Annotated in this window: 27 protein-coding genes; 7 read left to right on the plus strand and 20 right to left on the minus strand. The window is 51.8% G+C overall.

Annotation, left to right across the window (positions count from 1 at the left end; translation table 11 throughout):
* Positions 1 to 21 precede the first annotated feature (21 nt).
* The 14 genes from rcsA to fliF form a co-directional block, all read right to left on the minus strand.
* Positions 22 to 657 carry a transcriptional regulator RcsA gene (gene rcsA, locus IV493_RS06480; RefSeq protein ID WP_013358291.1) on the minus strand — a complete coding sequence of 212 codons (636 nt, stop codon included), beginning with the start codon at positions 655 to 657 and terminating at the stop codon, positions 22 to 24.
* 628 nt (positions 658 to 1,285) lie between these two features.
* Positions 1,286 to 2,071, minus strand: coding sequence for a flagellar biosynthetic protein FliR (fliR, locus tag IV493_RS06485; protein ID WP_013358290.1), 786 nt, complete (start codon positions 2,069 to 2,071; stop codon positions 1,286 to 1,288).
* Positions 2,071 to 2,340 carry a flagellar biosynthesis protein FliQ gene (gene fliQ, locus IV493_RS06490; protein ID WP_003854466.1) on the minus strand — a complete coding sequence of 90 codons (270 nt, stop codon included), beginning with the start codon at positions 2,338 to 2,340 and terminating at the stop codon, positions 2,071 to 2,073. The genes fliR and fliQ overlap by 1 nt, the downstream gene beginning before the upstream one ends.
* Before the next feature lie 26 nt (positions 2,341 to 2,366).
* On the minus strand, positions 2,367 to 3,098 hold the full coding sequence (gene fliP, locus IV493_RS06495; protein ID WP_031593200.1) for a flagellar type III secretion system pore protein FliP: 732 nt from the start codon (positions 3,096 to 3,098) through the stop codon (positions 2,367 to 2,369).
* Positions 3,098 to 3,496: a flagellar biosynthetic protein FliO gene (gene fliO, locus IV493_RS06500; protein WP_013358289.1), complete on the minus strand. Its 399-nt coding sequence runs from the start codon at positions 3,494 to 3,496 to the stop codon at positions 3,098 to 3,100. The genes fliP and fliO overlap by 1 nt, the downstream gene beginning before the upstream one ends.
* A gap of 10 nt (positions 3,497 to 3,506) precedes the next feature.
* Complete coding sequence (gene fliN, locus IV493_RS06505) at positions 3,507 to 3,917, minus strand: flagellar motor switch protein FliN (RefSeq protein WP_033783392.1); 411 nt, start codon at positions 3,915 to 3,917, stop codon at positions 3,507 to 3,509.
* Positions 3,910 to 4,917, minus strand: a complete 1,008-nt coding sequence (fliM, locus tag IV493_RS06510) for a flagellar motor switch protein FliM (RefSeq protein WP_013358287.1) — start codon at positions 4,915 to 4,917, stop codon at positions 3,910 to 3,912. The genes fliN and fliM overlap by 8 nt, the downstream gene beginning before the upstream one ends.
* Positions 4,918 to 4,921: 4 nt before the next feature.
* Positions 4,922 to 5,407, minus strand: coding sequence for a flagellar basal body-associated protein FliL (fliL, locus tag IV493_RS06515; RefSeq protein ID WP_013358286.1), 486 nt, complete (start codon positions 5,405 to 5,407; stop codon positions 4,922 to 4,924).
* Positions 5,408 to 5,534: 127 nt separating this feature from the next.
* Complete coding sequence (locus IV493_RS06520; RefSeq protein ID WP_195857945.1) at positions 5,535 to 6,803, minus strand: flagellar hook-length control protein FliK; 1,269 nt, start codon at positions 6,801 to 6,803, stop codon at positions 5,535 to 5,537.
* Positions 6,800 to 7,243, minus strand: a complete 444-nt coding sequence (gene fliJ / locus IV493_RS06525) for a flagellar export protein FliJ (protein ID WP_003854478.1) — start codon at positions 7,241 to 7,243, stop codon at positions 6,800 to 6,802. The genes IV493_RS06520 and fliJ overlap by 4 nt, the downstream gene beginning before the upstream one ends.
* Positions 7,244 to 7,262: 19 nt before the next feature.
* The gene (gene fliI / locus IV493_RS06530; RefSeq protein WP_013358284.1) at positions 7,263 to 8,633 is read right to left on the minus strand and encodes a flagellar protein export ATPase FliI; all 1,371 of its coding nucleotides are present in this window, start codon (positions 8,631 to 8,633) and stop codon (positions 7,263 to 7,265) included.
* Entirely contained in the window at positions 8,633 to 9,325 is a 693-nt protein-coding gene (gene fliH, locus IV493_RS06535; RefSeq protein ID WP_013358283.1) for a flagellar assembly protein FliH, read from the minus strand. The genes fliI and fliH overlap by 1 nt, the downstream gene beginning before the upstream one ends.
* Positions 9,318 to 10,310, minus strand: a complete 993-nt coding sequence (fliG, locus tag IV493_RS06540; protein WP_013358282.1) for a flagellar motor switch protein FliG — start codon at positions 10,308 to 10,310, stop codon at positions 9,318 to 9,320. The genes fliH and fliG overlap by 8 nt, the downstream gene beginning before the upstream one ends.
* Positions 10,307 to 12,034: a flagellar basal-body MS-ring/collar protein FliF gene (gene fliF, locus IV493_RS06545; protein ID WP_195857946.1), complete on the minus strand. Its 1,728-nt coding sequence runs from the start codon at positions 12,032 to 12,034 to the stop codon at positions 10,307 to 10,309. Before fliF ends, fliG begins: the two co-directional genes overlap by 4 nt.
* A 232-nt stretch (positions 12,035 to 12,266) precedes the next feature.
* Between fliF and fliE the strand changes: the two genes are divergently transcribed.
* Positions 12,267 to 12,578 (plus strand): flagellar hook-basal body complex protein FliE, encoded by a 312-nt coding sequence (fliE, locus tag IV493_RS06550; protein ID WP_013358280.1) that lies wholly within the window; start codon positions 12,267 to 12,269, stop codon positions 12,576 to 12,578.
* Positions 12,579 to 12,790: 212 nt separating this feature from the next.
* A complete protein-coding gene (locus tag IV493_RS06555; RefSeq protein ID WP_195857947.1) occupies positions 12,791 to 13,132 on the plus strand; it encodes a hypothetical protein in 342 nt (113 codons plus the stop codon).
* Positions 13,133 to 13,374: 242 nt separating this feature from the next.
* On the opposite strand, the gene IV493_RS06560 is transcribed toward IV493_RS06555, so the two are convergent.
* The 3 genes from IV493_RS06560 to IV493_RS06570 all read right to left on the minus strand — a co-directional run bounded on the left by IV493_RS06560 (position 13,375) and on the right by IV493_RS06570 (position 16,015).
* Positions 13,375 to 13,734: a hypothetical protein gene (locus IV493_RS06560; RefSeq protein WP_195857948.1), complete on the minus strand. Its 360-nt coding sequence runs from the start codon at positions 13,732 to 13,734 to the stop codon at positions 13,375 to 13,377.
* 107 nt (positions 13,735 to 13,841) lie between these two features.
* Entirely contained in the window at positions 13,842 to 14,999 is a 1,158-nt protein-coding gene (locus IV493_RS06565; protein WP_195857949.1) for an acyltransferase, read from the minus strand.
* Positions 15,000 to 15,817: 818 nt separating this feature from the next.
* A complete protein-coding gene (locus IV493_RS06570; RefSeq protein WP_195857950.1) occupies positions 15,818 to 16,015 on the minus strand; it encodes a hypothetical protein in 198 nt (65 codons plus the stop codon).
* A 319-nt stretch (positions 16,016 to 16,334) separates the two neighbouring features.
* Here IV493_RS06570 and IV493_RS06575 point away from each other — a divergent pair, with 319 nt between their 5' ends.
* Positions 16,335 to 16,583 (plus strand): hypothetical protein, encoded by a 249-nt coding sequence (locus IV493_RS06575; RefSeq protein WP_013358269.1) that lies wholly within the window; start codon positions 16,335 to 16,337, stop codon positions 16,581 to 16,583.
* A 65-nt stretch (positions 16,584 to 16,648) separates the two neighbouring features.
* Here IV493_RS06575 and IV493_RS06580 read toward each other — a convergent pair whose 3' ends face one another.
* The gene (locus IV493_RS06580) at positions 16,649 to 17,281 is read right to left on the minus strand and encodes a helix-turn-helix domain-containing protein (protein ID WP_013358268.1); all 633 of its coding nucleotides are present in this window, start codon (positions 17,279 to 17,281) and stop codon (positions 16,649 to 16,651) included.
* 136 nt (positions 17,282 to 17,417) lie between these two features.
* Here IV493_RS06580 and IV493_RS06585 point away from each other — a divergent pair, with 136 nt between their 5' ends.
* From IV493_RS06585 to IV493_RS06595, 3 genes are all read left to right on the plus strand, one after another.
* A complete protein-coding gene (locus IV493_RS06585; protein WP_033783371.1) occupies positions 17,418 to 17,801 on the plus strand; it encodes a hypothetical protein in 384 nt (127 codons plus the stop codon).
* A complete protein-coding gene (locus tag IV493_RS06590; RefSeq protein WP_013358266.1) occupies positions 17,788 to 18,129 on the plus strand; it encodes a hypothetical protein in 342 nt (113 codons plus the stop codon). Before IV493_RS06585 ends, IV493_RS06590 begins: the two co-directional genes overlap by 14 nt.
* A gap of 151 nt (positions 18,130 to 18,280) precedes the next feature.
* Positions 18,281 to 18,547 (plus strand): hypothetical protein, encoded by a 267-nt coding sequence (locus tag IV493_RS06595; RefSeq protein ID WP_013358265.1) that lies wholly within the window; start codon positions 18,281 to 18,283, stop codon positions 18,545 to 18,547.
* 38 nt (positions 18,548 to 18,585) lie between these two features.
* On the opposite strand, the gene IV493_RS06600 is transcribed toward IV493_RS06595, so the two are convergent.
* Positions 18,586 to 18,825, minus strand: a complete 240-nt coding sequence (locus tag IV493_RS06600) for a DinI-like family protein (protein WP_003854508.1) — start codon at positions 18,823 to 18,825, stop codon at positions 18,586 to 18,588.
* 175 nt (positions 18,826 to 19,000) lie between these two features.
* Between IV493_RS06600 and iraP the strand changes: the two genes are divergently transcribed.
* A complete protein-coding gene (gene iraP, locus IV493_RS06605) occupies positions 19,001 to 19,300 on the plus strand; it encodes an anti-adapter protein IraP (protein WP_013358264.1) in 300 nt (99 codons plus the stop codon).
* 191 nt (positions 19,301 to 19,491) lie between these two features.
* Here iraP and IV493_RS06610 read toward each other — a convergent pair whose 3' ends face one another.
* Positions 19,492 to 19,815 carry a DUF6388 family protein gene (locus tag IV493_RS06610; RefSeq protein WP_195857951.1) on the minus strand — a complete coding sequence of 108 codons (324 nt, stop codon included), beginning with the start codon at positions 19,813 to 19,815 and terminating at the stop codon, positions 19,492 to 19,494.
* Between the last annotated feature and the right edge of the window lie 129 nt (positions 19,816 to 19,944).

Genomic DNA, 19,944 nt, shown 5'->3' on the forward strand with positions numbered 1-19,944 from the left:
CCGGTTCTTCAGGTCTGACGATCAGCGAATATTAACGTAAATACCCGAGGTCACATTATCGGTTAAACGCACCACATGATAAATAACCTGTTTATTATGGGTTTTGATTTTGCGTTTAATATTACCTTTGTGTGACGATACCGTTTTGGCCTTAATTTGCATTTTATCTGAGATCTGAATGGTGTCATGACCTGACATCCACATCTTCAGCATGTTTGACTCAGTCTGGCTCAGCGTCAGCGGGTGAACATCCATGCCCGAAGAGATGCGCGCAGACTGATTAAGCTTCTTCTGCAAATAGGTGCTGAGTAAGGAATCCAGGGTCGATGTCTTCATCGATTTTGATGTAATAATCAGGTTCTTACGAACGTAGAGATATTCCTCAAAATGGATATTACTAATCGCCATGAATATAAAGAACAGCGTATCAGGATGCTGCGTAATAATACTGCGGATACGTTCACTGGAATCTGACTCATGAATGAAACAATCTTCATTAATAAAGACGACACCAGGATTTAATTGCTCACATTTTTGCTGTAGTTGCTCAATATCGGAGACAGAAGAGATATTTTTCTTCTTAACTCCTTTTGAAGACATGTAGTCTGATAATCCCAGGCGTGTGTAGTTGCAGGAATCCATAATAATAGTTGGCATAATAGCGACCCTCACCAATTTGTTATCCGTTTAAATCAACGATGAATACGCGTTGCGGTACGAGAGAGATTTCTTAGGTACTTTTTTATTCTGCTCGTGCAGTGTGGCAACAGGCAAACGCCCGTAAAAGTCTTCATCCCTGACCCGTTCTGCAAAAAAATTTGTGCTGCCATGACGTCACACATTCTCCGGCAATGGCGGGGAATGCCAGTGAAGTGCCGGAGATTCAGTAAAGCGCATATTTTGAGACCTGTGTCACTATCCCTGAAAACAGGAAGTTTTCTGATAGGACAATTCTCAAAAACATTTGTTTTACGAAAGTGTGATGTCTCAGCGTGCGATGACAATGCCGGAAAAAACATTTTTTAACAAGAAAAATCACTTAAAGTTTTTTTTCTTGTAAATTCAGTACATTGCCGGTTTTGCCTGCACATTCACAGTCTGACAGCTTCTGTGAACCACCCAACTAAAATACGCGAAGCCCGGTTTAATAAGAATTATTTTCAGACTCTCAGCACATTTATCAGAATTTCCTTAGTTGCATTCTGGAAAACATGGTTCGGAAAATGCACGGATGGTTTTGTGATACTTAAGTGTCGCTGAGCGAAGGTAGTTAGAAACTTAATGTTCAGGGGCGGGATAGTTCTGTCAGAAACAGGGCGAGTAAATCAAATATTTCACTGAACAAATGCTCACAGAACGGGGCCAGCAGGGGCATCAGCAGGCTGATGGTTAAAATTCCGACTGATAAGGTAATCGGGAAGCCAATTGCGAAGATTGATAACTGTGGTGAAACACGGTTTAACAAACCCAGTACCAGATTTACCATGAGTAACAAAACGATTAAGGGCAGCGCTAACATCATGCCATTAAGGAAAATTAATCCGCCGGATTTCACCAGCGCCATAAATGCGTTCGCATTTAGCGGGTGACCGCCAATCGGCAGCGTATGAAAACTGTCCGCCAGCAGTGAGATCAGCCAAAGATGTCCGTTAAAGGTCAGGAACAGCAGCATGGCCAGCATGTCGAGAAAACGGGCCAGCACCGGCATGTTAAGACGGCTGCCAGGGTCAAAAAAGGTGGCGAACGAAATGCCCATCTGCAAACCAATGACTTCCCCGGCAAGGCGCACAGCCGCAAACGCAAACTGCATGGTAAAGCCCAGTGCGATACCAATCAGCATCTGCTGGATCAGCAGCCAGAATCCGGCAGGAGAAAACAGGGTCACATTGACAGCAGGTAACAGCGGCATCAGCAGCCAGGTGATCATCACGGCCAGTCCGATTTTGACACGTTTGCTGACGGATCGTTCATTGAGGATGGGTGCGGTGGCGAACAACGCCATGATACGCACCAGTGGCCAGAAGAACTGGCTGACCCACTGAACCAGCTGGCTGCTGTCGAGAGTAATCATCAGCCGATGATATAAGGCAGGTTGGTAAAGACGGTGCGGATATAGTCCAGCAGCAGATTCAGCATCCACGGGCCGGCAATGATACCGGTGGTCGCAACCGCCAGGATCTTAGGAATAAAGGATAAGGTCTGTTCGTTGACCTGGGTCGCGGCCTGGATCAGGCTAATCAGCAGACCGCTGACCAGGGCTGCCAGCAGCAGCGGGGCGGCCAGCATCAGGGCGACGCGCATCGCTTCCTGTCCCATTACCATTACTGATTCGGGTGTCATGTCGTGCTCCGGTAAGAAAAGGGGGATCAGGAGTAGAAGCTTTGCGCCAGTGAACCGACCAGCAGTTGCCAGCCATCGACCAGAACAAACAGCATCAGTTTAAACGGCAGCGCAATGGACGCTGGCGGAACCATCATCATCCCCAGCGCCATCAGCACGCTGGCGACCACCAGGTCGATGATCAGGAACGGGATAAACACGGTAAAGCCAATCTGGAACGCGGTCTTCAGCTCGCTGGTCACATAGGCGGGCAGCAGAATACGCATGGGCACCGCCTCAGGACCGGCAATTGGCGCGGTATTTGCCAGACGGGCAAACAGGGCTAAATCCGCTTCACGGGTCTGACGCAGCATAAACTCGCGCAGCGGCTGGGCACCTTTATCAATCGCCACATCCATGCTGATCTTGTCCTGGCTGAACGGCAGATAGGCATCCTGATAAATTTTGTCGAAGGTCGGCGCCATAATAAAGAAAGTCAGAAACAGCGACAGACCGAGCAGCACCTGGTTAGGCGGTGCCGACGGTGTGCCCAGGGCATTTCGCAGCAGGCCAAACACAATGATGATACGGGTGAAGCTGGTCATCATCAGCAGCACGGCCGGAATAAAGGTCAGCGCAGTGATAAAGACCAGTGTCTGAACCGGCAGTGACCAGCTCTGACCGCCATTAGGCAGCGAGTGACTCACCAGGCCCGGCAGTTGGGCATGGGCAACCGGTGCCAGTAGCAGCAGTGGCAATAAAGGAAGCAGTCGACGCATCATTGTGGTTTTCCGGGACGTTTAACCAGATTCTGTAACAGCTGACGAAAATCCTGTGGCGCACGGTCAGATGGCGTCACAGCGACCGGCTCACCCGGCGGCAGCGTATGCAGATGAGTAATCTGCTGGGCAGTGACGCCCAGCACCAGACGCGCATCAGCAGTATCGATAATCACCACCCGCTCACGCTGGCCCACTGAGACGCTGGCCGTGAGTTTCAGCTCCTGACCGCTGACCTTTTTCGGCGCAAAGCCGGCACGGCGTGCCAGCCAGGCGCAGGCCAGAATCAATAAAATAATCACTGCTAACACGCTGCTGACCTGGGCCAGCATTGAACCGGTCGAAATCGCCTGTGCGTGCGGTGCAGCCGGTTGCAGCGTTTGATTCTGGCTATTCATAATGTGACTCTTAGCGACTCAGGCGACGCATACGTTCAGACGGGGTGATGATGTCAGTGATACGAACGCCATATTTGTCGTTCACAACCACCACTTCACCCTGTGCAATCAGGTAACCGTTGATCAGGATATCCAGCGGCTCACCTGCCAGGCCATCCAGTGCGACTACCGAACCCTGCGTCAGGCGCAGCAGCTCTTTGATGGTCATCTTGGTGCGGCCCAGTTCGACGGTAAGTTTTACCGGGATATCCATAATCAGATCGATATCCTGCAGCGATCCCGCAACGTTGCCGCTGTCGAATGACTTAAAGACGTCATCGGTCTGCGGCGCACTGCTGCTGCTGCCGACCTGCTCGTTCATCGCTTCAGCCCACAGATCGTCCGCAGAGATATCGTCAGACGGTTTATTACTGTCAGTCATGGGGCTGTTCCTCGTTAAGCGAATTCAGAATCGGGTTAATCAGGTGTTCGACACGGAGCGCATATTGCCCATTCATCGTGCCATATTGGCTGGTTAATACCGGGACGCTATCGACATGGGCGATAATGCGTTCCGGCTTCTCAATCGGCAGCACATCACCGGGTTTCAGCTGCAGAATCCGTGACAGACGCAGTGACGTTTCGGCAAAGTGAGCAATCAGTTCCAGCTCAGAGTGCTGCACCTGTTTGACCAGGTTATCGCGCCAGTGGTTATCTTCCTGACGGGAGTTTTCGAGCGGTGGGTTCACCAGCAGCTCGCGCAGCGGTTCAATCATTGAAAACGGGATGCAGATATTAAACTCACCCACCAGGTTACCAATCTCCACCTGGAACGGCGTGTTAACCACGATGTCGTTCGGTGAAGTGGTGATGTTGGTGAACTTCACCTGCATCTCTGAACGTACATACTCGACGTCCAGTGGATAAATAGCCTTCCATGCGTCGCTGTAACCATCCAGCGCCAGCTTCAGCATGCGGCGGATAACGCGCTGCTCGGTATGGGTAAACTCACGGCCTTCGACTTTCGTCGGAAAACGTCCGTCACCACCAAACAGGTTGTCGACGGCGATAAACACCAGGCTGGGTGAGAACACCACCAGCGCCGTGCCGCGCAGCGGTTTCAGGTGGATCAGATTCAGGTTGGTTGGCACCGGCAGATTGCGGGCAAACTCGTGGTACGGCTGAATCTTGATCGCCCCGACGCTGATGTCCGGGCTGCGGCGCAGCAGGTTAAACAGCGTCATACGGAAACTACGGGCAAAACGCTCGTTAATAATCTCCAGCGCCTGCAAACGCTCGCGCACCACGCGGCGCTGGGTATTCGGGTCGTAAGGGCGAATATCGCCCTCCGGCCCGTTTTGTTTCTTTTCTTCTTCCGCGCTGCCACTGTCGCCGTTTAAAAGGGCGTCAATTTCAGCCTGGGAGAGAATGCTATCGCCCATTGATTCACCTCAAAATGAAGGCAGTAAACAGCACGTCGTTTACGGCCTGCGGAGGTTGACCTTTTACCAGCGGAGGTGTCAGCGCCTGTTTGATTTGTTCAACAAGCGCCTGTTTTCCTTGCTCTGTCGCCAGCGCCGCAGCACTCTGACGCGAGAGCAGCAGCAGCAGACGGCTGCGCACCTCAGGCAGATAGTCATTCATCCGACTCCGGGACTCCTCATCGGCCAGACGCAGGGTAAAGCCTACGTAAAGCACGCGGTCAGGATCGTTGTCGGGATTGACCAGGTTAACCGTAAATGTATCAAGTGCAAAAAAGACCGGAGCGGGAGGCGGTTCAACTTTCGCCACCTCAGGCTTATCGCCCTCGTGTTTATTCATCATTCGCCAGACTGCATAGCCTGCCACGCTGCAAGCGGCCAGCGTCAGAATGATCAACACTGGTATTAAGATTTTACGTTTGCTGCCTTTTGCTTTCGCGTTATCAGACATGGTGCAGTTACTTCCTGTGAATTATGGGCAAGCCTCTCGGCTCACGGGACAGATTATCCGCGTCTTAAGTCAAACCAATGGGTAGAAAAGACGCGGGTTTTACGCTTACCTTCAGCGTTTGCCGCTGTCAGGCGAAAGTGTCGACGGCGCTGTTGCCGCTAACGCGAGCCTGAAGGGCAGCGGGAACGGCGATCGGCGTAATGTCGGTGTCACTGTCCTGGGTGAGGGAGAAGCGGCCATGCTGTCCATCGCGGCGCGCCTCCTGTTGTTGCTGGAATTGCTGGCCCTGCGCGGAACTGTCACTGCTCACCTGACTCTCGCCCAGGTTGATTCCGCTCTCTGCCAGCGCGCTGCGCAGCTGCGGTATCGCGGCTTCCAGTGCCGATCTGACGTGGCTATGGCTGGAAACCAGACTAATTTGCGCCTGGTCGTTATCCAGCTTCAGGCTGATCTGGATAGCGCCAAGGTCTTCCGGATGTAAACGCAACTCCGCGTTCTGCTGGCCGTTGCGGCTGAACATCACAATCTGCTGACTCAGCGCCTGCTGCCACTCGTCGCTGCCCAGCTGTGAATTCAGCATCGGGGTGGACGGGGTGCTGCTGGTCGCGGAGGCGGTCACCGGCGCGGGCAGGCTGCTGGCGCTGGCGAACGGCGTGGCGCTGATCGCGTTGTCGCTGGTGCTGGCTTTAATCGCACTCTGATCATCCTGCTTCACCATATTGCTCAGCGCCTGCTGGAAACTACTGTCGAGCGTCAGGCCGCTGCTGGTCGCACTTTGCGCGGCGGGCTGACTCTGACTGGCAGTGCTGTTCACGGCAGGTGAGTTCTGTGTGGCACTTTTAACGTCGTGCTTCTCATCTTTACCCGGCGCAGGGCTCTGCTGTTCGCTGTTCAACAGTTGCGTCAGCGAGGTCTGACTTTTCCGGCCGGTGTCGGTCTGGGCAATCAGCTCACCTGCTTCACTGCTGACCGGCGTCGAAGGTGTCGCTGTTGGCGTCACCGCACCCGGTAACATGGCGAACAGGGCCTGCACATTCTGCATGTCACTGGCGCTTAAGAGTGTGGCCTCCGGCTTGTCTTTATCATCGGCTGATTTTGACCCAGCTTTAGTATTTTCCGGTTTAAACAGGGCGGTCAGTTCAGCAGGATTATCCAGCGCCGCCATCAGCGCATTCAGCGGCGCCTTCGCTCGGGCGTCGTCGACAGTTTCTGCTTTTACATCAGCGGATTGCGCCGCTTTTCCCTGCTGCTTCACCAGGCCTGCCAGCTGATTTCCCAGCGTGGTCAGAAAGTCCTTTGGCAGGGCATCAGCCCCTGCTGCAAGGTCCGTCGCGCCTGATGGTTCCGCGTCGGTTTTAGCCGCCGCTTTTATGCCAATGTGTGGCAGCGTAATCATTCGCCTCTCCTCGATGCGGCCCGTTGGGCAAATTCATCCATCCGTTTCTGATCGAGACGGTTTTCCTGTCGTAATGCATTTTCCGCTGCCCGCGTTATCAGGGTCTGATAGGCGTTCAGCCGCTGCTGTTTGTCGCGCCAGTTGATCAGCGCCTGCTCCAGTCGCTGATTCCAGTTATTCAGTTGGTTGCGATGCTGCTCAATCGCTTTTTCCAGCGTCTGAATAAACTGGTGATAGTTCGTCCAGCGGGTGCTGGCGATGCCGGACGACATGTCATCGTTAAGTTTGTTGCGATACTCGTCCTGATAATCAAGCAGCATCGTCAGCTGCTCGTTAGCGGCGTGCTGGCCGCGGCGCATATCGCCTAAATAGATGGCGGCACGTTCGAGATCCTGCTCCGCTAAGTCGCGCAGCGTATCAATGGCATTTGCAGTTTTCATTGCCGTTACCTCGCGTTAATTACTGAGACGAGCCAAACAGCGCATGCAGATGCAGGCTGGCGTCGTCATAATCGCTGCGCTCAAAGATGCCCTGTTGCAGGAAGGCTTCCATCTGCGGATAGAGCCTGATGGCTTTATCGAGCATCGGATCGCTGCCGGCGGCGTAGGCCCCGACGCTGACCAGATCGCGGTTACGCTGGAAGCTGGAGAGCAACTGCTTAAACTGGCGCACCTGCGCATAGTGGTTCTCATCGATCAGCGAGGTCATCGCACGGCTGATCGAGGCTTCGATATCAATAGCCGGATAGTGACCCGCTTCGCCAAGCCGACGCGACAGCACGATGTGACCGTCAAGGATGGCGCGCGCGGAGTCCGCGATCGGATCCTGCTGATCGTCGCCTTCGGTCAGGACGGTATAGAAGGCGGTGATCGAACCGCCGCCGTCGATGCCGTTACCGGCACGCTCAACCAGCGCAGGCAGTTTAGCGAACACGGAAGGCGGGTAGCCTTTGGTCGCCGGAGGCTCACCAATCGCCAGCGCGATCTCACGCTGCGCCATGGCGTAGCGGGTCAGTGAATCCATAATCAGCAGCACATGCTTGCCGCGATCGCGAAAATCTTCAGCGATACGGGTGGCGTAAGCGGCACCCTGCATACGCAGCAGCGGCGACACATCCGCCGGGGCAGCAATGACCACCGAACGTGCGCGGCCTTCAGCACCCAGAATGTTTTCGATAAAATCTTTAACTTCGCGGCCACGTTCGCCAATCAGACCGACCACGATAACGTCCGCTTTGGTGTAGCGCGCCATCATGCCGAGCAGCACGCTTTTCCCCACGCCTGAACCGGCAAACAGACCCATACGCTGCCCGCGACCGACCGTCAGCAGAGCATTAATGGCACGCACGCCGGTATCCAGCACGTCGGTAATCGGCGTCCGTTGCAGCGGGTTAAACGGCGGGGTGATCAGCGGTGCGCGATAGCCGGTATCCGGCGACGGCAGGCCGTCCAGCGGTCGGCCGCTACCGTCGAGCACGCGGCCAAGCAGTTCCGGCCCCAGCATAAGCTGTTTGCCCGCCTGCGGGTTGTCACCATTCTGACGCGCATAGACCCGCGCACCCGGTAAAATGCCGTCCACTTCTTCCAGTGGCATCATCAGCAGTTTCTGACCGTTGAATCCCACCACTTCACTTTCGATTTCGCTAATGGTTTTGCCATCGTTGCGTTCGATGATGCAGGTCGCACCCAGCGGCAGCTGTAAACCGGTCGCTTCCAGCACCAGGCCAGTCGCGCGGGTCAGGCGGCCATAACGGCGCACCGGCTGCACCTGGGTAATGCGTTTTTCAAAGGCGTCGAGCGAGCCCAGCCAGCGGTTCAGACGGGTGGTCATCAGATTTCTCCCGGCGCGGCAAGGCGGCAGAGTTCCTGCCAGCGCGTTGCGACGCTGGCATCCAGATCGCCATCTTCAGCGCTGAGTTTGCAGCCGCCAGGGTGCAGGGTGCTGTCTGCGATCAGCCGCCAGCCGTGCAGGTCCAGCGTCGGACCTAAAGTCTGCTCAATACGCTGTAAGTCGTCCGGGTGAACACGCAGTTGCGGTTTGCCGCTGAACATCGGTTCCTGCTGCAGCAGACCCTGAATCTGGCGCAGCAGGGCGGTGCCATCTACCGTAGTGGCCTGCCCAATCACCGAGCGAGCCGCTTCAAGCGCCAGCTGCATCAGACGGGCAGCAATCACGCTGTCCAGTGACTCCAGTGTGTTCTGGAACTCCGTCACCAGCTGCTGCATCCGCGCCTGAAGCGGCGCCTGCTGCTGCTGGGCATCGGCCAGTCCCTGCTGAAAACCGGCGTCGTAGCCCGCTTTCTGACCTTCGGTCATACCCTGCTGATAGCCTTCGTTGTAACCCTGGCCCTGCGCCTCTTTGCGCATCTGCTGCTGCAGACGTTCGAGCTGCTGTTGCTGCTCATCCACGCCGTCTTCAGCTTCGTAAATTTCTGGCTGCAGCTCCGGTTCAGGCTCGTCAAAACGGCCTAAATCAGTAGGCTGCCACAGCTGCCAGGGGCGGGCAGAAAATGCATCAGACATAAGTTTCCTCGCCACCACCAATCACCATCTCGCCCGATTCGGCCAGGCGACGTACCACCAGCAGGATCGCTTTCTGTTCGTTCTCAACGGCGGACATACGTACAGGACCGCGGTTGGCCAGATCGTCGCGCAGGATATCGGCCGCACGGGCTGACATGTTCTTGAGGAACTTCTCGCGCAGAGGCTGTTCGGAACCTTTCAGTGCAACCAGCAGCTGCTCGGACTCCACTTCCTGCAACAGGCGCTGGATGCTGCGGTCGTCCACTTCCACCAGGTTTTCGAACAGGAACATCTCGTCGATAATTTTCTGCGCCAGTTCGCCATCGAAGTCGCGTACCGCTTCGATAACGGCCTCTTCCTGCTGTGTTTTCATCAGGTTGATGATCTCGGCTGCGGTTCTCACGCCGCCCATCTTCGCGCGCTTGAGGTTGGTGCCATCCAGCAGGCCATTCAGCACTTCGGTCAGTTCGGCCAGCGCGGCTGGCTGCACACCACCAAAGGTAGCGATACGCAGCATCACATCGTGACGCAGACGTTCGTCGAACAGCGCCACAATATCGGCGGCCTGGCCACGCTTGAGGTGGACCAGGATGGTGGCGATGATCTGTGGATGCTCGTCGCGGATAAGGTCGGCGGCCGCCTGCGGCTCCATAAAGTTGAGCGTTTCCATCCCGCTGGTGGTTTCGCGTGTTTCGAGAATGTCCTCCAGCAGGCTGGAGGCACGCTCTTCGCCCAGCGCCCGGGTCAGGACCGAACGCAGGTATTCGTTGGAGTTCAGGCTCAATGCAGCAAACTGCTCAGCATCGGTTTCGAACTCACGCAATATTTCAGTCAGCTGCTTGTGTGACACCTGACGCATGTTGGCCATCGCCGCGCTGAGGTGCTGTACTTCACGCTGGTTCAGGTGTTTGAAAACTTCCGCAGCGCGCTCTTCGCCGATGGTCATCATCAGGATGGCGCTTTTTTCGGTTCCGGTCAGACTCATAGCTCTTTACTCATCCATTCGCGAATCACCAGCGCAACAACGCGCGGATCGTTTTCTGACATGTCGCGGATGCGTTGACTCATCACTTCTGCGCTCATGCGGTTGTTAGACTTACGTTCCTGATCCAGCTCATCTTTGCTGAGCTGTACATTAAAGGCTTCTTCTTCTGGCTGTTGTGCAGCGGCGCGGGCAGCAACAGCTTCGGCAGCAGCTTTCTCGGCGGCCTGCTTACGAACCAGGTGCGGACGAACCAGTTTGCGGTAGAGAATAAAGGCTACCAGGGCAATCAACAGCCACTTACCGGCGTTCATCAGCTGATCAAAGAAGGACTGCTGTTGCCAGAAGGGCAGATCGGCGGTCACTGCTTCAGTGGTGTTGAACTGCGAGTTCACCACGTTGACGCTGTCGCCACGCGTCTGGGAGTAACCCATCGCTTCGCGGGTCAGGTCTTCAATCTGCTTCAGCTGCTGCTCGTTCAGCGCAACCGCTTTGCCTTTATCATCTGCACGGAAGTTCACGACGACCGCAACCGACAGACGCTGTACGTCACCGACGTTAACTTTGGTATGACGAATGGAGCGATCCAGTTCGTAGTTCACGGTGTCGTCACGGCGCGAGTTGGTGGGTGCTGAGCTCGCTGCTGCAGTGCTGGTGGTCTGGGTGGCGTTGTTCGCCGCATTGTTCTGACCATTGGCATTCTGACCATTGGCCGCATTGTTGTTTGGCGTCGTGACCGGCGCGGTGTTGGCTGGCGCAGGCTGGTTAGAGAGCGCGCCTGGCACGCCACCCGGATAAGGGCTGCCCGACTGGTCACTGGTGCTGGTCTGACGCGAACGGATCGCCGTGTTCGACGGGTTAGCGTTAGGCTGATATTTCTCGTCGGTCTGCTCGCTGGTGTCGAAGTTAATCTGCGCGGTAACCTGCGCATGCACATTGCCCTGGCCGAGAATCGGATTCAGGATTGCTTCGATACGTTGCTGGTAGCGCGCTTCAACTTCAGAAGAGTACTTCAGCTGCGCGTCATTCAGATCGCGACCGGCGTTATCAGAACGGGTCAGCAGGCGACCGGTCTGATCGACCACGGTGACGTTGCCCGGCGGTAAACCGGCGACGCTGCTTGAAACCATGTGGGCGATGGCCTGAATCTGGCCTTCATCCAGCGCACGGCCAGGCTGCAGGGTTAAGGTGACAGAGGCAGATGGCGCTTTCTGCTCACGCACAAATAAGGTTGGTTTTGGCATCGCCAGATGAACGCGGGCGCTTTTGACCGGACCCAGTGATTCGATGGTGCGGGCCAGTTCGCCTTCCAGCGCGCGCTGGTAGTTAACTTGCTCGCTGAACTGGCTGATACCGAACTTCTCTTTATCCAGCAGCTCAAAGCCCACCGAGCCGCCTTTTGGCAGACCCTGCTGAGCCAGACGCAGACGCAGCTCATGCACGTTCGCTTCCGGCACCATCAGTGCGCCGCCATTTTCGGCAAAGCGGTAGGGAATGTTCATCTGCGTCAGCTGGGTGACGATGGCGCCGCCATCTTCATCAGTGAGGTTGTTATAAAGGACGCTATAGCTGGGCTGCTTCGCCCACAGCACCATCGCGATCACGATCGCCACCACGGCAGCCGCCGCGACGATTAAAGGAATACGCGGATTTGCGCGCAGGCGAGCGAGCAGGTCACCGAAGCCTTTCTTTTCTTGTTCTGTTGTGGCGGCTGTGCTCGCATTCATGACCGATTCCTGCCTGACGTAATTGACCGGGTAAGTTGAGATGGCAAAACAGACTCCCTGACCTGCGTAGATAAAATTTCCACTTCAATGCCAGGCATTATTAGGCGATAAGCAAAATTCGATGGCTGGATAAGGTAGGTTTTTTGCTGTCATTTAGCGGCTTTGTCTCATTGACAACGTGCTAACTTTTCCTCACATCAAAAATGTCATCCTCTTTAATAAGGTATCGTTCATGTCCATTCAGGCAATTGACGGCGTACTGCAGCAGCTTCAGGCGACCTCACTGCAGGCCAGTAACCGCAGCAGTGAAGCCACTAATCAGATCGATTTCGGTGCGACCATGAAAGCGGCGCTGGATAAGATCAGCGAAACGCAGACCACCGCACGCACCCAGGCTCAGGATTTTGAAATGGGGAAACCCGGCATCGCGCTGAATGATGTGATGGTCGATCTGCAGAAATCATCCATCTCCATGCAGATGGGGATTCAGGTCAGGAACAAGCTGGTGTCGGCGTATAGCGAAATTATGAATATGCAGGTTTAGTTGAACTGATTTAGCTGATCGTTGAAATCGCGGGTCAGTGAGGGCGATGCCCCAGCGCAATGTCCGCTCCCTGCACAAAGTCTCTGATCCTGTGCGGGCGAAAATCGAGATGTCATTGGTTATACTGCTCCACATTCCGCCATGCGCAGCGGGGAATCCCTTCTTCTGCGCAGTCGTGATCCTTTATCATCTATCAGCAGGACACCAGCCAAATGCTCACAAAACTTATCCTGATAACTTCCGTAATCTTCGTTTCGGCTCCGGCCCTGAGTGCCACGCAGTGCGGCCCGTTCACCCTTAAATCTGACAAAAACGGTTGGTTCTTGGTAAACGGTGAGCGTCCGAAAACCCAGAAAGTTGCCTTTTCTAAACAGAAAGGGGATTACGATAACGCGACGGTGAAACTGCGGGTTAAGAATACGAAAGCGCCGGGGATGGTAGATCTGGAGCAAACGACGCGCGACGGCAAAGGGATGCTAAGGGCGGAAATCGTCCGTACCAGTCAGAGTCAGATTCGTATTAGGGGTGATTATGACTGCGATAAGGTCGAATGATGAATTCGTAACGGCCAACGTTATTCGGATCCGAAATTATCTTAGTCAGAAGATGTAGTATAGAACATTAAATTAACAGGTCATAATCAAGTCTGGATATATGAATTCGGTTATAGGATCGTCAATAGAAGCTCGCAGGGACGTTATTCTGTGGCTGCTCTGACCGGCCAATTGTTATCCGACAAAATAGGTAGTCGCCTCTGTTTGTAGTTTTACCAGAAATCAGCTTTTAACTTCCACATTCAGAATCGCGTTTTGCACGTATTCATCATTGCTGAAACGGCCGTATTAATATCCGGGGCATGTGAATCGTAATAGAAGACGGTGCTGGTCTGATGAATGTCTGACCGGTAAATTTCAATCCATGCAATTACGGTGTTGCCCGATTGTACAAGGTTGAAGCGTTTTGTTCCGCCTGACAGCGGAGCATCTTCTTCCAGTGTCAGATTCTGAGCCATAGCTGTGGAAATCAAACAGGATTCAATCTGATAGACATGCCCCTTATAGTAAGCTGTTTTGATATCCGGATGTAGCCCAACACGCCCGACATCGACGCAGCCGCAAAGTATCATTATACTCACGGCAGTAATAAATCGCTTCATCTGAATTTTCATAGATTTTGTATCAACCGCCTGTGATAGTTGATTTTTTATAGCCTGTCATTTTTTATAGTCCCATTAGTGAATTCATGAAAAATTCGCTGTAAAAATCATCTTATTTTTTTACTCAGCATTATAGTTTTCTTTTCAATGGTTGCGTACATAATACATGAAATAAGCATGACAAGGATAAAGGCAATTAAAATAGAGTACAGGTAAGGAACGCCGATGCTTTCTAACCAAATGAGAATGCAATATCCGATCACAGAGTGCAGTGCATAGAATGAATAGCTTATTTCAGAAAGGAATGACATCAGTTTATTGTCTTTGAAATGGCTATTCATTAAGAATGCAGTAAAGAAAAATATATAACCATAAATATAATTTATTCCCGTTCCGATGAACTGATTGGCTTGTGGGCCAACTCTCCAGCTTATGGATATGCACAAAGCAACGACAAATGTAGACGCTATGAATTCACCCACCGGGATCTTTTTCTCAAAGAGAAAGTTAATAAGAATGCCCAATACCATATAGGAAACATACATCATTTCTATTTTTAACGCATCAAAGGAGAAGTGCCCTTGCTCAGATGAACCAATTTGAAAATGGCTGGTAACCAGCGTCAGAACCATGATCATAAATGGCAATGCCATAACATGCGTTATTCTGGCGCTTTTAATAGCACCATAGAGCATCGCGCAGCACAGATAAAATTTTATCTCAATTGAAAGCGTCCAGTTTACATAATCAATGCTTTCATAGTTAAAGATTGACGATAGTAAAGTGGCATTAAGTAAAAATCGTGTAAGGCTTATCTCAGGATTGCTCCCCCAGTAATAATGACTGATAGTATAGATAGCCATCATAATGACTGAACAGGCAATATATGTAGGATATATTCTCATTGCCCTTGACTTTAAATACGCAAATCTGGATTTCTTCTTGATTGAATAAGAAATGACAAAGCCACTAATCAGAAAAAAAATGGAAACGCCGAAGGGGCCATAGTTAAAATAGGGCAAGGGGGGAAGTAATGCCATATAAAATGCGGCGTTACCTTCTGCTTGGGTGGTTGCACCTGTGACCCGGATGATAAATTCATGATCTAACGAGTAAATTCCAAACCAATGGACAATGACAACGCTCAAAAAAGCAATAGCACGAAGTTGACCTGCAAACACAACTCGTGATGAGCTGATAGCAGATGCGGTAGTAGCGACCATCTCAACCGGGGAACCATTGACCTCGGATGTTACTTGCGACATGCAAGTATCCTCAAAATTATTGTAATCGAATCGTAAATTTCTGATAATTTGATGTAAAGATCAAGAGAATGATGAGAAAAATCTCATTTTGGTATGAGAAATTTGCAGCAATCTGCTGGTTATACGAAAAAATCACGGCATTACAATAGTTTAGCATTGAAGATGGATGATGCGGTGTTGGCAAGTTAGCGACGTTCTTGCTGATTAAAATCGTCTGTTACCTCACTACCATAAAGCTTTTGCTCTCTGAGAGTGCAGGATTAGCCAAGACCGAATTTAGCGTTGAAGGATATCCAGACATATCATTTTCAGGAGATTTTAAGTTAAGAGCATGTTTGTCAGATATTAAAATAAAAGCGGAAGCTTTAAGAACAACGCCACAATTTGTCTAGCCCTGAAAAATAGTGTGAATTTAATAACTAAGTAAATAAATTCCGCTGACACTTATTATCAGATCGCTAGCGCTGAGGAAATAATAGATAATCGTGATTATACACTTTGCCTGTCGTTACTTAGAGCTATTGAGATACCACAGAGGTTGAAAATTTTATCATATGATCTCAAGAAGAATTGGGCGCGTTGAGGCTTGCTTTACTAAGAATAAAAAGGGTAAAACGCCTTCTGAATTTTTCCGGATTTAAGCGATGCACGCATATAAACTAACGTTTTAATAATAGATAAGGATGGCACCGTATCTGATATAAACAATGAGGCACCGTTCTGTTCTATAAATTCCTGAACGTTACTTTGACTGTGAAAAATCTGAACCGAGAAAAACCTGACGCAAATCAGCGCGCCTGGTCGGCGCGCATTAAACATCAGGGTTTATATGGATCTTTCTTATCATCCTGGCTGTCATCATTTTTGCGCGGCACTTCACCATGATCTTTCGGCGCATCAGTGGCAGGATGATCATCTTCTTCATAGGCATTGCCCGCGTTTGGCGCAGCTTCCGGCAGGCTTTTGCTGACATCACCTTCTTTCTTACGTTCTTCATTCGTATTGTGCTTAAACATAACTCACTCCTTTTGTTCCAGTGCCTTAAGTCTAGACCAGCCCTGACATCGCGCATTACATCGGGCTCAGGAGAGCAAAAAAAGCCCGCCAGAGGCGGGCTAATCGGAGTTTCTCTCATACTGAACACGTCATTTTTCGATGTTCGGGTGTGTGCAGCACAATCATGCTAACGGGAAAAGTTTGATGCAGAAATGGACAAATCTGTCATATCAACTGCGGCAGGTCACATTCCCGACGATAAAAATGTCGATAAATAAATTCGATTGAAGAGATTAATAAAAGGCATATAGTGACCTGCGTTACCAGGAGATAGAAATTATGTTACGAGACTATTTAAAGATTGAAGCAGAAGACCAGCTGATTGAACAGCGCACACTGAGCCTGAGAAATCGTGGTCAGGAAGAGGTGACGGAGTGGATCATTGTGAGCCGTCAGGGTGTCAAAAAAGGCGGCGTGACCCTGTTCGACAAACTCAGCACCCGCCGCTCATGGCCAGTCAACTATCGCATTATGCAGACTGATTTGCAGGGCAAGGTAGTGGTGGATCAACTGGTCGACGCCCTGTAGTTGCACGGCTATGACTCTGGCGACTGTTGTTCGCTGAAAAGCTAATCCGCACCCGGCGGTTTTTTTTATGGCTGCCGATAGCGGCGTAATTCAACCAGTGTTCCAATCAGTTGCAGGCTGTCCCGGCTTGAATGCAGCTCGGGAAAGTTGATATTGACCGGAGCCAGTTCAAACTGCGCAACACCCTCTTCACTGCCTCGCTGACGCCAGGTGCGCAGCAGGGCATTCTGTTGCTGCATTGCCAGCACGCAGTCGCCGGGCTGAGGTGCCAGGCTGGGATCAATGATCACCACATCCCCCCGCAGAATCGCGGGCGTCATCGCCTGTTCTTCTACCCGGATGGCGAAACTCTGTTGCGAAAGCGCCATATCGTTGTGCATCAGTAGCTCATGCCGCACAGAGCTGGCGTCGTTCAGCCATTGTGCGACATCGCGCTGAGAAAGCAGCGGGATCTGGTGCAGGCCAGCCCAGCTATTTTCACTGAAAACAGGACCATCCCCATCTATCAGATAAGCCGGCGTGCAGCCCAGCGCTTCGGCAAGCCGAAGCAGGTTTTCACCGCGCGGCAGCGTCTCCTCTTTTTCCCATTGTGAAATAGCTACATGGGAAACTTTTACCTGTTGCGCCAGTTGCTTCTGCGTTAATTGCAGTGATTTACGTCGGAGTCGGATGCGGTCACCCAGCGTTTCGTTTTTCATCAGCTTGACTTTTTAGTTGAGATTGACTTAAGTATACTTAACTCTGGTATTTAAGCAATCTTAAATTCAGGGTGGAGGACGTGGCTGTTCTGCACGCAGTGTGTTCCAGAGACCTTACCGGACAAAGGGGTGTGGCATGGAAAGTAGTCTGATTACCAGTATGGGTGCATTAGTTCTGGGTGGGGGGGCGGCTGCACTGTTCTGGAAACCGTTATTGGCGGGTATCGCGTCAATCGTAACCAGTAATCGAGCCGGCGGCGAAATTATTACCAGCTACAAAGAGCAGGTGGTATTGCTGAAAGAGAGCAACCTGTTGATACGGGAGGAGAACGATGAGTTACGTGAACGTCATGACAGAAATCTGCGACGTATTGCGACACTCGAAACGGATCTGCGGTTAATCAAGAATGCCGTAGGTATTTTACTGGCAATGACCGAAACCGATCAGAACGATAAATTTCGTAATGAGATTGATCGGCTGATCTCAACTCTGGAGGATCGCAGCGATGTCAACGATTAACAGGCTTAAGGCACCTATGTCATACCAGCGCAAAGTTATCCTCGGCTGCATTCTGCTAAGCTGTTCGATGATTTGCATTCTGATGACAATTATTTTTGTTTACGTCAGTAACACGGCAAATAAGCGGGTTGAGGAGATTCGGGCAGATTATCGGGTCATTGCAGCGCGGCGTGATGACCGGGTGGATTTGCTGACCAGTCAGGTTGCAGCCTTACAGCATAAGCTTGATGTAATACCGGAGCGCGTCGCCGACAAAACGATCACAAAAGTGAAAGAAGTCGTGATTGAGAAGGAGGTGCCATCCGCGAAACCCACGGAGAAACCATAACTTCCGATTATTCTTAGTGCGGCTTCGCTATTATCGACTAGTTTTAAATCTCCGGACGACATTTTGTATCTGAACTGGCGTCCGCTGATTGGCCGGTAGATGAACCGCTAAGCCTAAACACTTTTGATAACTGACCAGAAGGAAATTTAGCATGAGCGATTCAACAGAAACCAAGACCAAAAATGACTATCTGCGCGATGTGACTTCGCAGTTGAAAGAGATGCGCCACTACGCGCAGACCAACACCGAAACCCTGTCCAGCCATTGGTTAGCGTTTGATGCGGGTGAGTATAAAGACAAGACGAACGCCGATCGTATCGATGCGTTGCTGAATAAGCAGGGGAAACTGCTGGAAGATCTGGATGCCGCCATTCAGGACATCGAGATTGAAATTAATCACAGTGAGCAGGAGAGCTGATTCATCTCCCGCTGACTGATGCGGTGGCCGCTAAAGGATTAGTCGGCCACCAGCCACATTTCCGCTTCGTCGAACATTTCTTCAACAATACGCGCAACTGTCGCCTTGTCGTTCTTACTCAAATCAGTATCAATCGCGTTACGTTCCATCGGCTTGACCTTAACTTCAATGTCAGGAAACACCCGATGTACCCGCTTTTCCAGCTCCTCACGAATCATCTCGCGAGCACCCGGTAAACCGGCAACGTTGCGCTTGTCATAAATCAACTCAACAAACATGATGGCAATCCATTCAGGGCAAAATCGCTGATATATAATACTGTAAATAAAAACAGTAGCAAGGCAGTACCCCTGATTTCGCGTAAATTTTTATCTCGCTCAAACCTCAATCTTCGACTAGCAAAATGCGCACGCATCGCGACATAATGTCGGCTTACTTTTCAGGAGGTCCGCGATGCGACAACTGGTCATTGATATTCTGCTAAAGCTGGCAAAGATGGACGTCGACGCAAAAGAGCTGACGGCGCAGCTTGAAGCGCAGTCCCTGCTGGTTGCAGCGCTGCTGGTACAAGCAAAACAGGACAACTCGCTGACCATTACAGAAACGGTGCAGGATGCCATCATTACCGCTTCGCAATCGTCGACCGAGTTTCTGCAGTCGGATGTTGATCTGCTGCTGACGCACATCAATCGTCTGCTTGCGGTTGCAAGCTATGTAGAAGTGAAAGGCAAAGCCACGGAAGAGCGAGAGTAGGGCCATTTATCAATACGCCTCCGGAGAGGAAAGCCCGGCAACCTCTCCGGAGGCAGTGAAGATGCTCTGCCTGTAAGGGCAATCATCACCTGCGGCATGACGTGAAAGTATCGCGTTGTACTCTACTGCTTCATCCGATGCTGTACGGCAGGCTGAAAGGTGTAATTCACGCCTGTCCAGTGCATTGAAAATTACAGCTCGTTTTTGATGCAGAACTGTTCCCAGCTCATCCCCAGCGACTCAGCATGAGATTTAAGATAGGTCTCGATAGCCTCAGCCGCTACCGCTTTATCCGGCTCAGCGAGCTGAATAGAAAAAATCATCCCATCCAGATTTTTCTGCCGCAAAAAGGCTGCATAGATGCGTTCGGCATGCCATTCACGTAGCTGTCGCAGCGACAGATTAGCGGCACGGGCATCACTCTCCGTCAACTCATCCAGTGCAGACTGAAAGTCGGGATGCGCGGTAAAAAACATTTCACGTGCCTGGGCATAGTAGGCTTCTGGCGTTTTCATATTTATATTCCTGAAAGTCTGATGCAGCGCGTCAGTGTATCGGGTTGTCTTCCGCTTGTCAGGCGTGCCAGAGCCCATTCCCACTGCCAGCTGCCGATCAAAAAGCTGATCGGTCTCCTGGCTCAAGGG

This window comes from Pantoea sp. SM3640 (assembly GCF_015654165.1).
Taxonomy (GTDB): domain Bacteria; phylum Pseudomonadota; class Gammaproteobacteria; order Enterobacterales; family Enterobacteriaceae; genus Pantoea; species Pantoea vagans.

Excerpts from the sequence above, each read along its gene's own strand:
- rcsA (WP_013358291.1), bottom strand. The coding sequence starts at position 657 with ATGCCAACTATTATTATGGATTCCTGCAACTACACACGCCTGGGATTA.
- fliR (WP_013358290.1), bottom strand. The coding sequence starts at position 2,071 with ATGATTACTCTCGACAGCAGCCAGCTGGTTCAGTGGGTCAGCCAGTTC.
- fliQ (WP_003854466.1), bottom strand. The coding sequence starts at position 2,340 with ATGACACCCGAATCAGTAATGGTAATGGGACAGGAAGCGATGCGCGTC.
- fliP (WP_031593200.1), bottom strand. The coding sequence starts at position 3,098 with ATGCGTCGACTGCTTCCTTTATTGCCACTGCTGCTACTGGCACCGGTT.
- fliO (WP_013358289.1), bottom strand. The coding sequence starts at position 3,496 with ATGAATAGCCAGAATCAAACGCTGCAACCGGCTGCACCGCACGCACAG.
- fliN (WP_033783392.1), bottom strand. The coding sequence starts at position 3,917 with ATGACTGACAGTAATAAACCGTCTGACGATATCTCTGCGGACGATCTG.
- fliM (WP_013358287.1), bottom strand. The coding sequence starts at position 4,917 with ATGGGCGATAGCATTCTCTCCCAGGCTGAAATTGACGCCCTTTTAAAC.
- fliL (WP_013358286.1), bottom strand. The coding sequence starts at position 5,407 with ATGTCTGATAACGCGAAAGCAAAAGGCAGCAAACGTAAAATCTTAATA.
- IV493_RS06520 (WP_195857945.1), bottom strand. The coding sequence starts at position 6,803 with ATGATTACGCTGCCACACATTGGCATAAAAGCGGCGGCTAAAACCGAC.
- fliJ (WP_003854478.1), bottom strand. The coding sequence starts at position 7,243 with ATGAAAACTGCAAATGCCATTGATACGCTGCGCGACTTAGCGGAGCAG.
- fliI (WP_013358284.1), bottom strand. The coding sequence starts at position 8,633 with ATGACCACCCGTCTGAACCGCTGGCTGGGCTCGCTCGACGCCTTTGAA.
- fliH (WP_013358283.1), bottom strand. The coding sequence starts at position 9,325 with ATGTCTGATGCATTTTCTGCCCGCCCCTGGCAGCTGTGGCAGCCTACT.
- fliG (WP_013358282.1), bottom strand. The coding sequence starts at position 10,310 with ATGAGTCTGACCGGAACCGAAAAAAGCGCCATCCTGATGATGACCATC.
- fliF (WP_195857946.1), bottom strand. The coding sequence starts at position 12,034 with ATGAATGCGAGCACAGCCGCCACAACAGAACAAGAAAAGAAAGGCTTC.
- fliE (WP_013358280.1), top strand. The coding sequence starts at position 12,267 with ATGTCCATTCAGGCAATTGACGGCGTACTGCAGCAGCTTCAGGCGACC.
- IV493_RS06555 (WP_195857947.1), top strand. The coding sequence starts at position 12,791 with ATGCTCACAAAACTTATCCTGATAACTTCCGTAATCTTCGTTTCGGCT.
- IV493_RS06560 (WP_195857948.1), bottom strand. The coding sequence starts at position 13,734 with ATGAAGCGATTTATTACTGCCGTGAGTATAATGATACTTTGCGGCTGC.
- IV493_RS06565 (WP_195857949.1), bottom strand. The coding sequence starts at position 14,999 with ATGTCGCAAGTAACATCCGAGGTCAATGGTTCCCCGGTTGAGATGGTC.
- IV493_RS06570 (WP_195857950.1), bottom strand. The coding sequence starts at position 16,015 with ATGTTTAAGCACAATACGAATGAAGAACGTAAGAAAGAAGGTGATGTC.
- IV493_RS06575 (WP_013358269.1), top strand. The coding sequence starts at position 16,335 with ATGTTACGAGACTATTTAAAGATTGAAGCAGAAGACCAGCTGATTGAA.
- IV493_RS06580 (WP_013358268.1), bottom strand. The coding sequence starts at position 17,281 with ATGAAAAACGAAACGCTGGGTGACCGCATCCGACTCCGACGTAAATCA.
- IV493_RS06585 (WP_033783371.1), top strand. The coding sequence starts at position 17,418 with ATGGAAAGTAGTCTGATTACCAGTATGGGTGCATTAGTTCTGGGTGGG.
- IV493_RS06590 (WP_013358266.1), top strand. The coding sequence starts at position 17,788 with ATGTCAACGATTAACAGGCTTAAGGCACCTATGTCATACCAGCGCAAA.
- IV493_RS06595 (WP_013358265.1), top strand. The coding sequence starts at position 18,281 with ATGAGCGATTCAACAGAAACCAAGACCAAAAATGACTATCTGCGCGAT.
- IV493_RS06600 (WP_003854508.1), bottom strand. The coding sequence starts at position 18,825 with ATGTTTGTTGAGTTGATTTATGACAAGCGCAACGTTGCCGGTTTACCG.
- iraP (WP_013358264.1), top strand. The coding sequence starts at position 19,001 with ATGCGACAACTGGTCATTGATATTCTGCTAAAGCTGGCAAAGATGGAC.
- IV493_RS06610 (WP_195857951.1), bottom strand. The coding sequence starts at position 19,815 with ATGAAAACGCCAGAAGCCTACTATGCCCAGGCACGTGAAATGTTTTTT.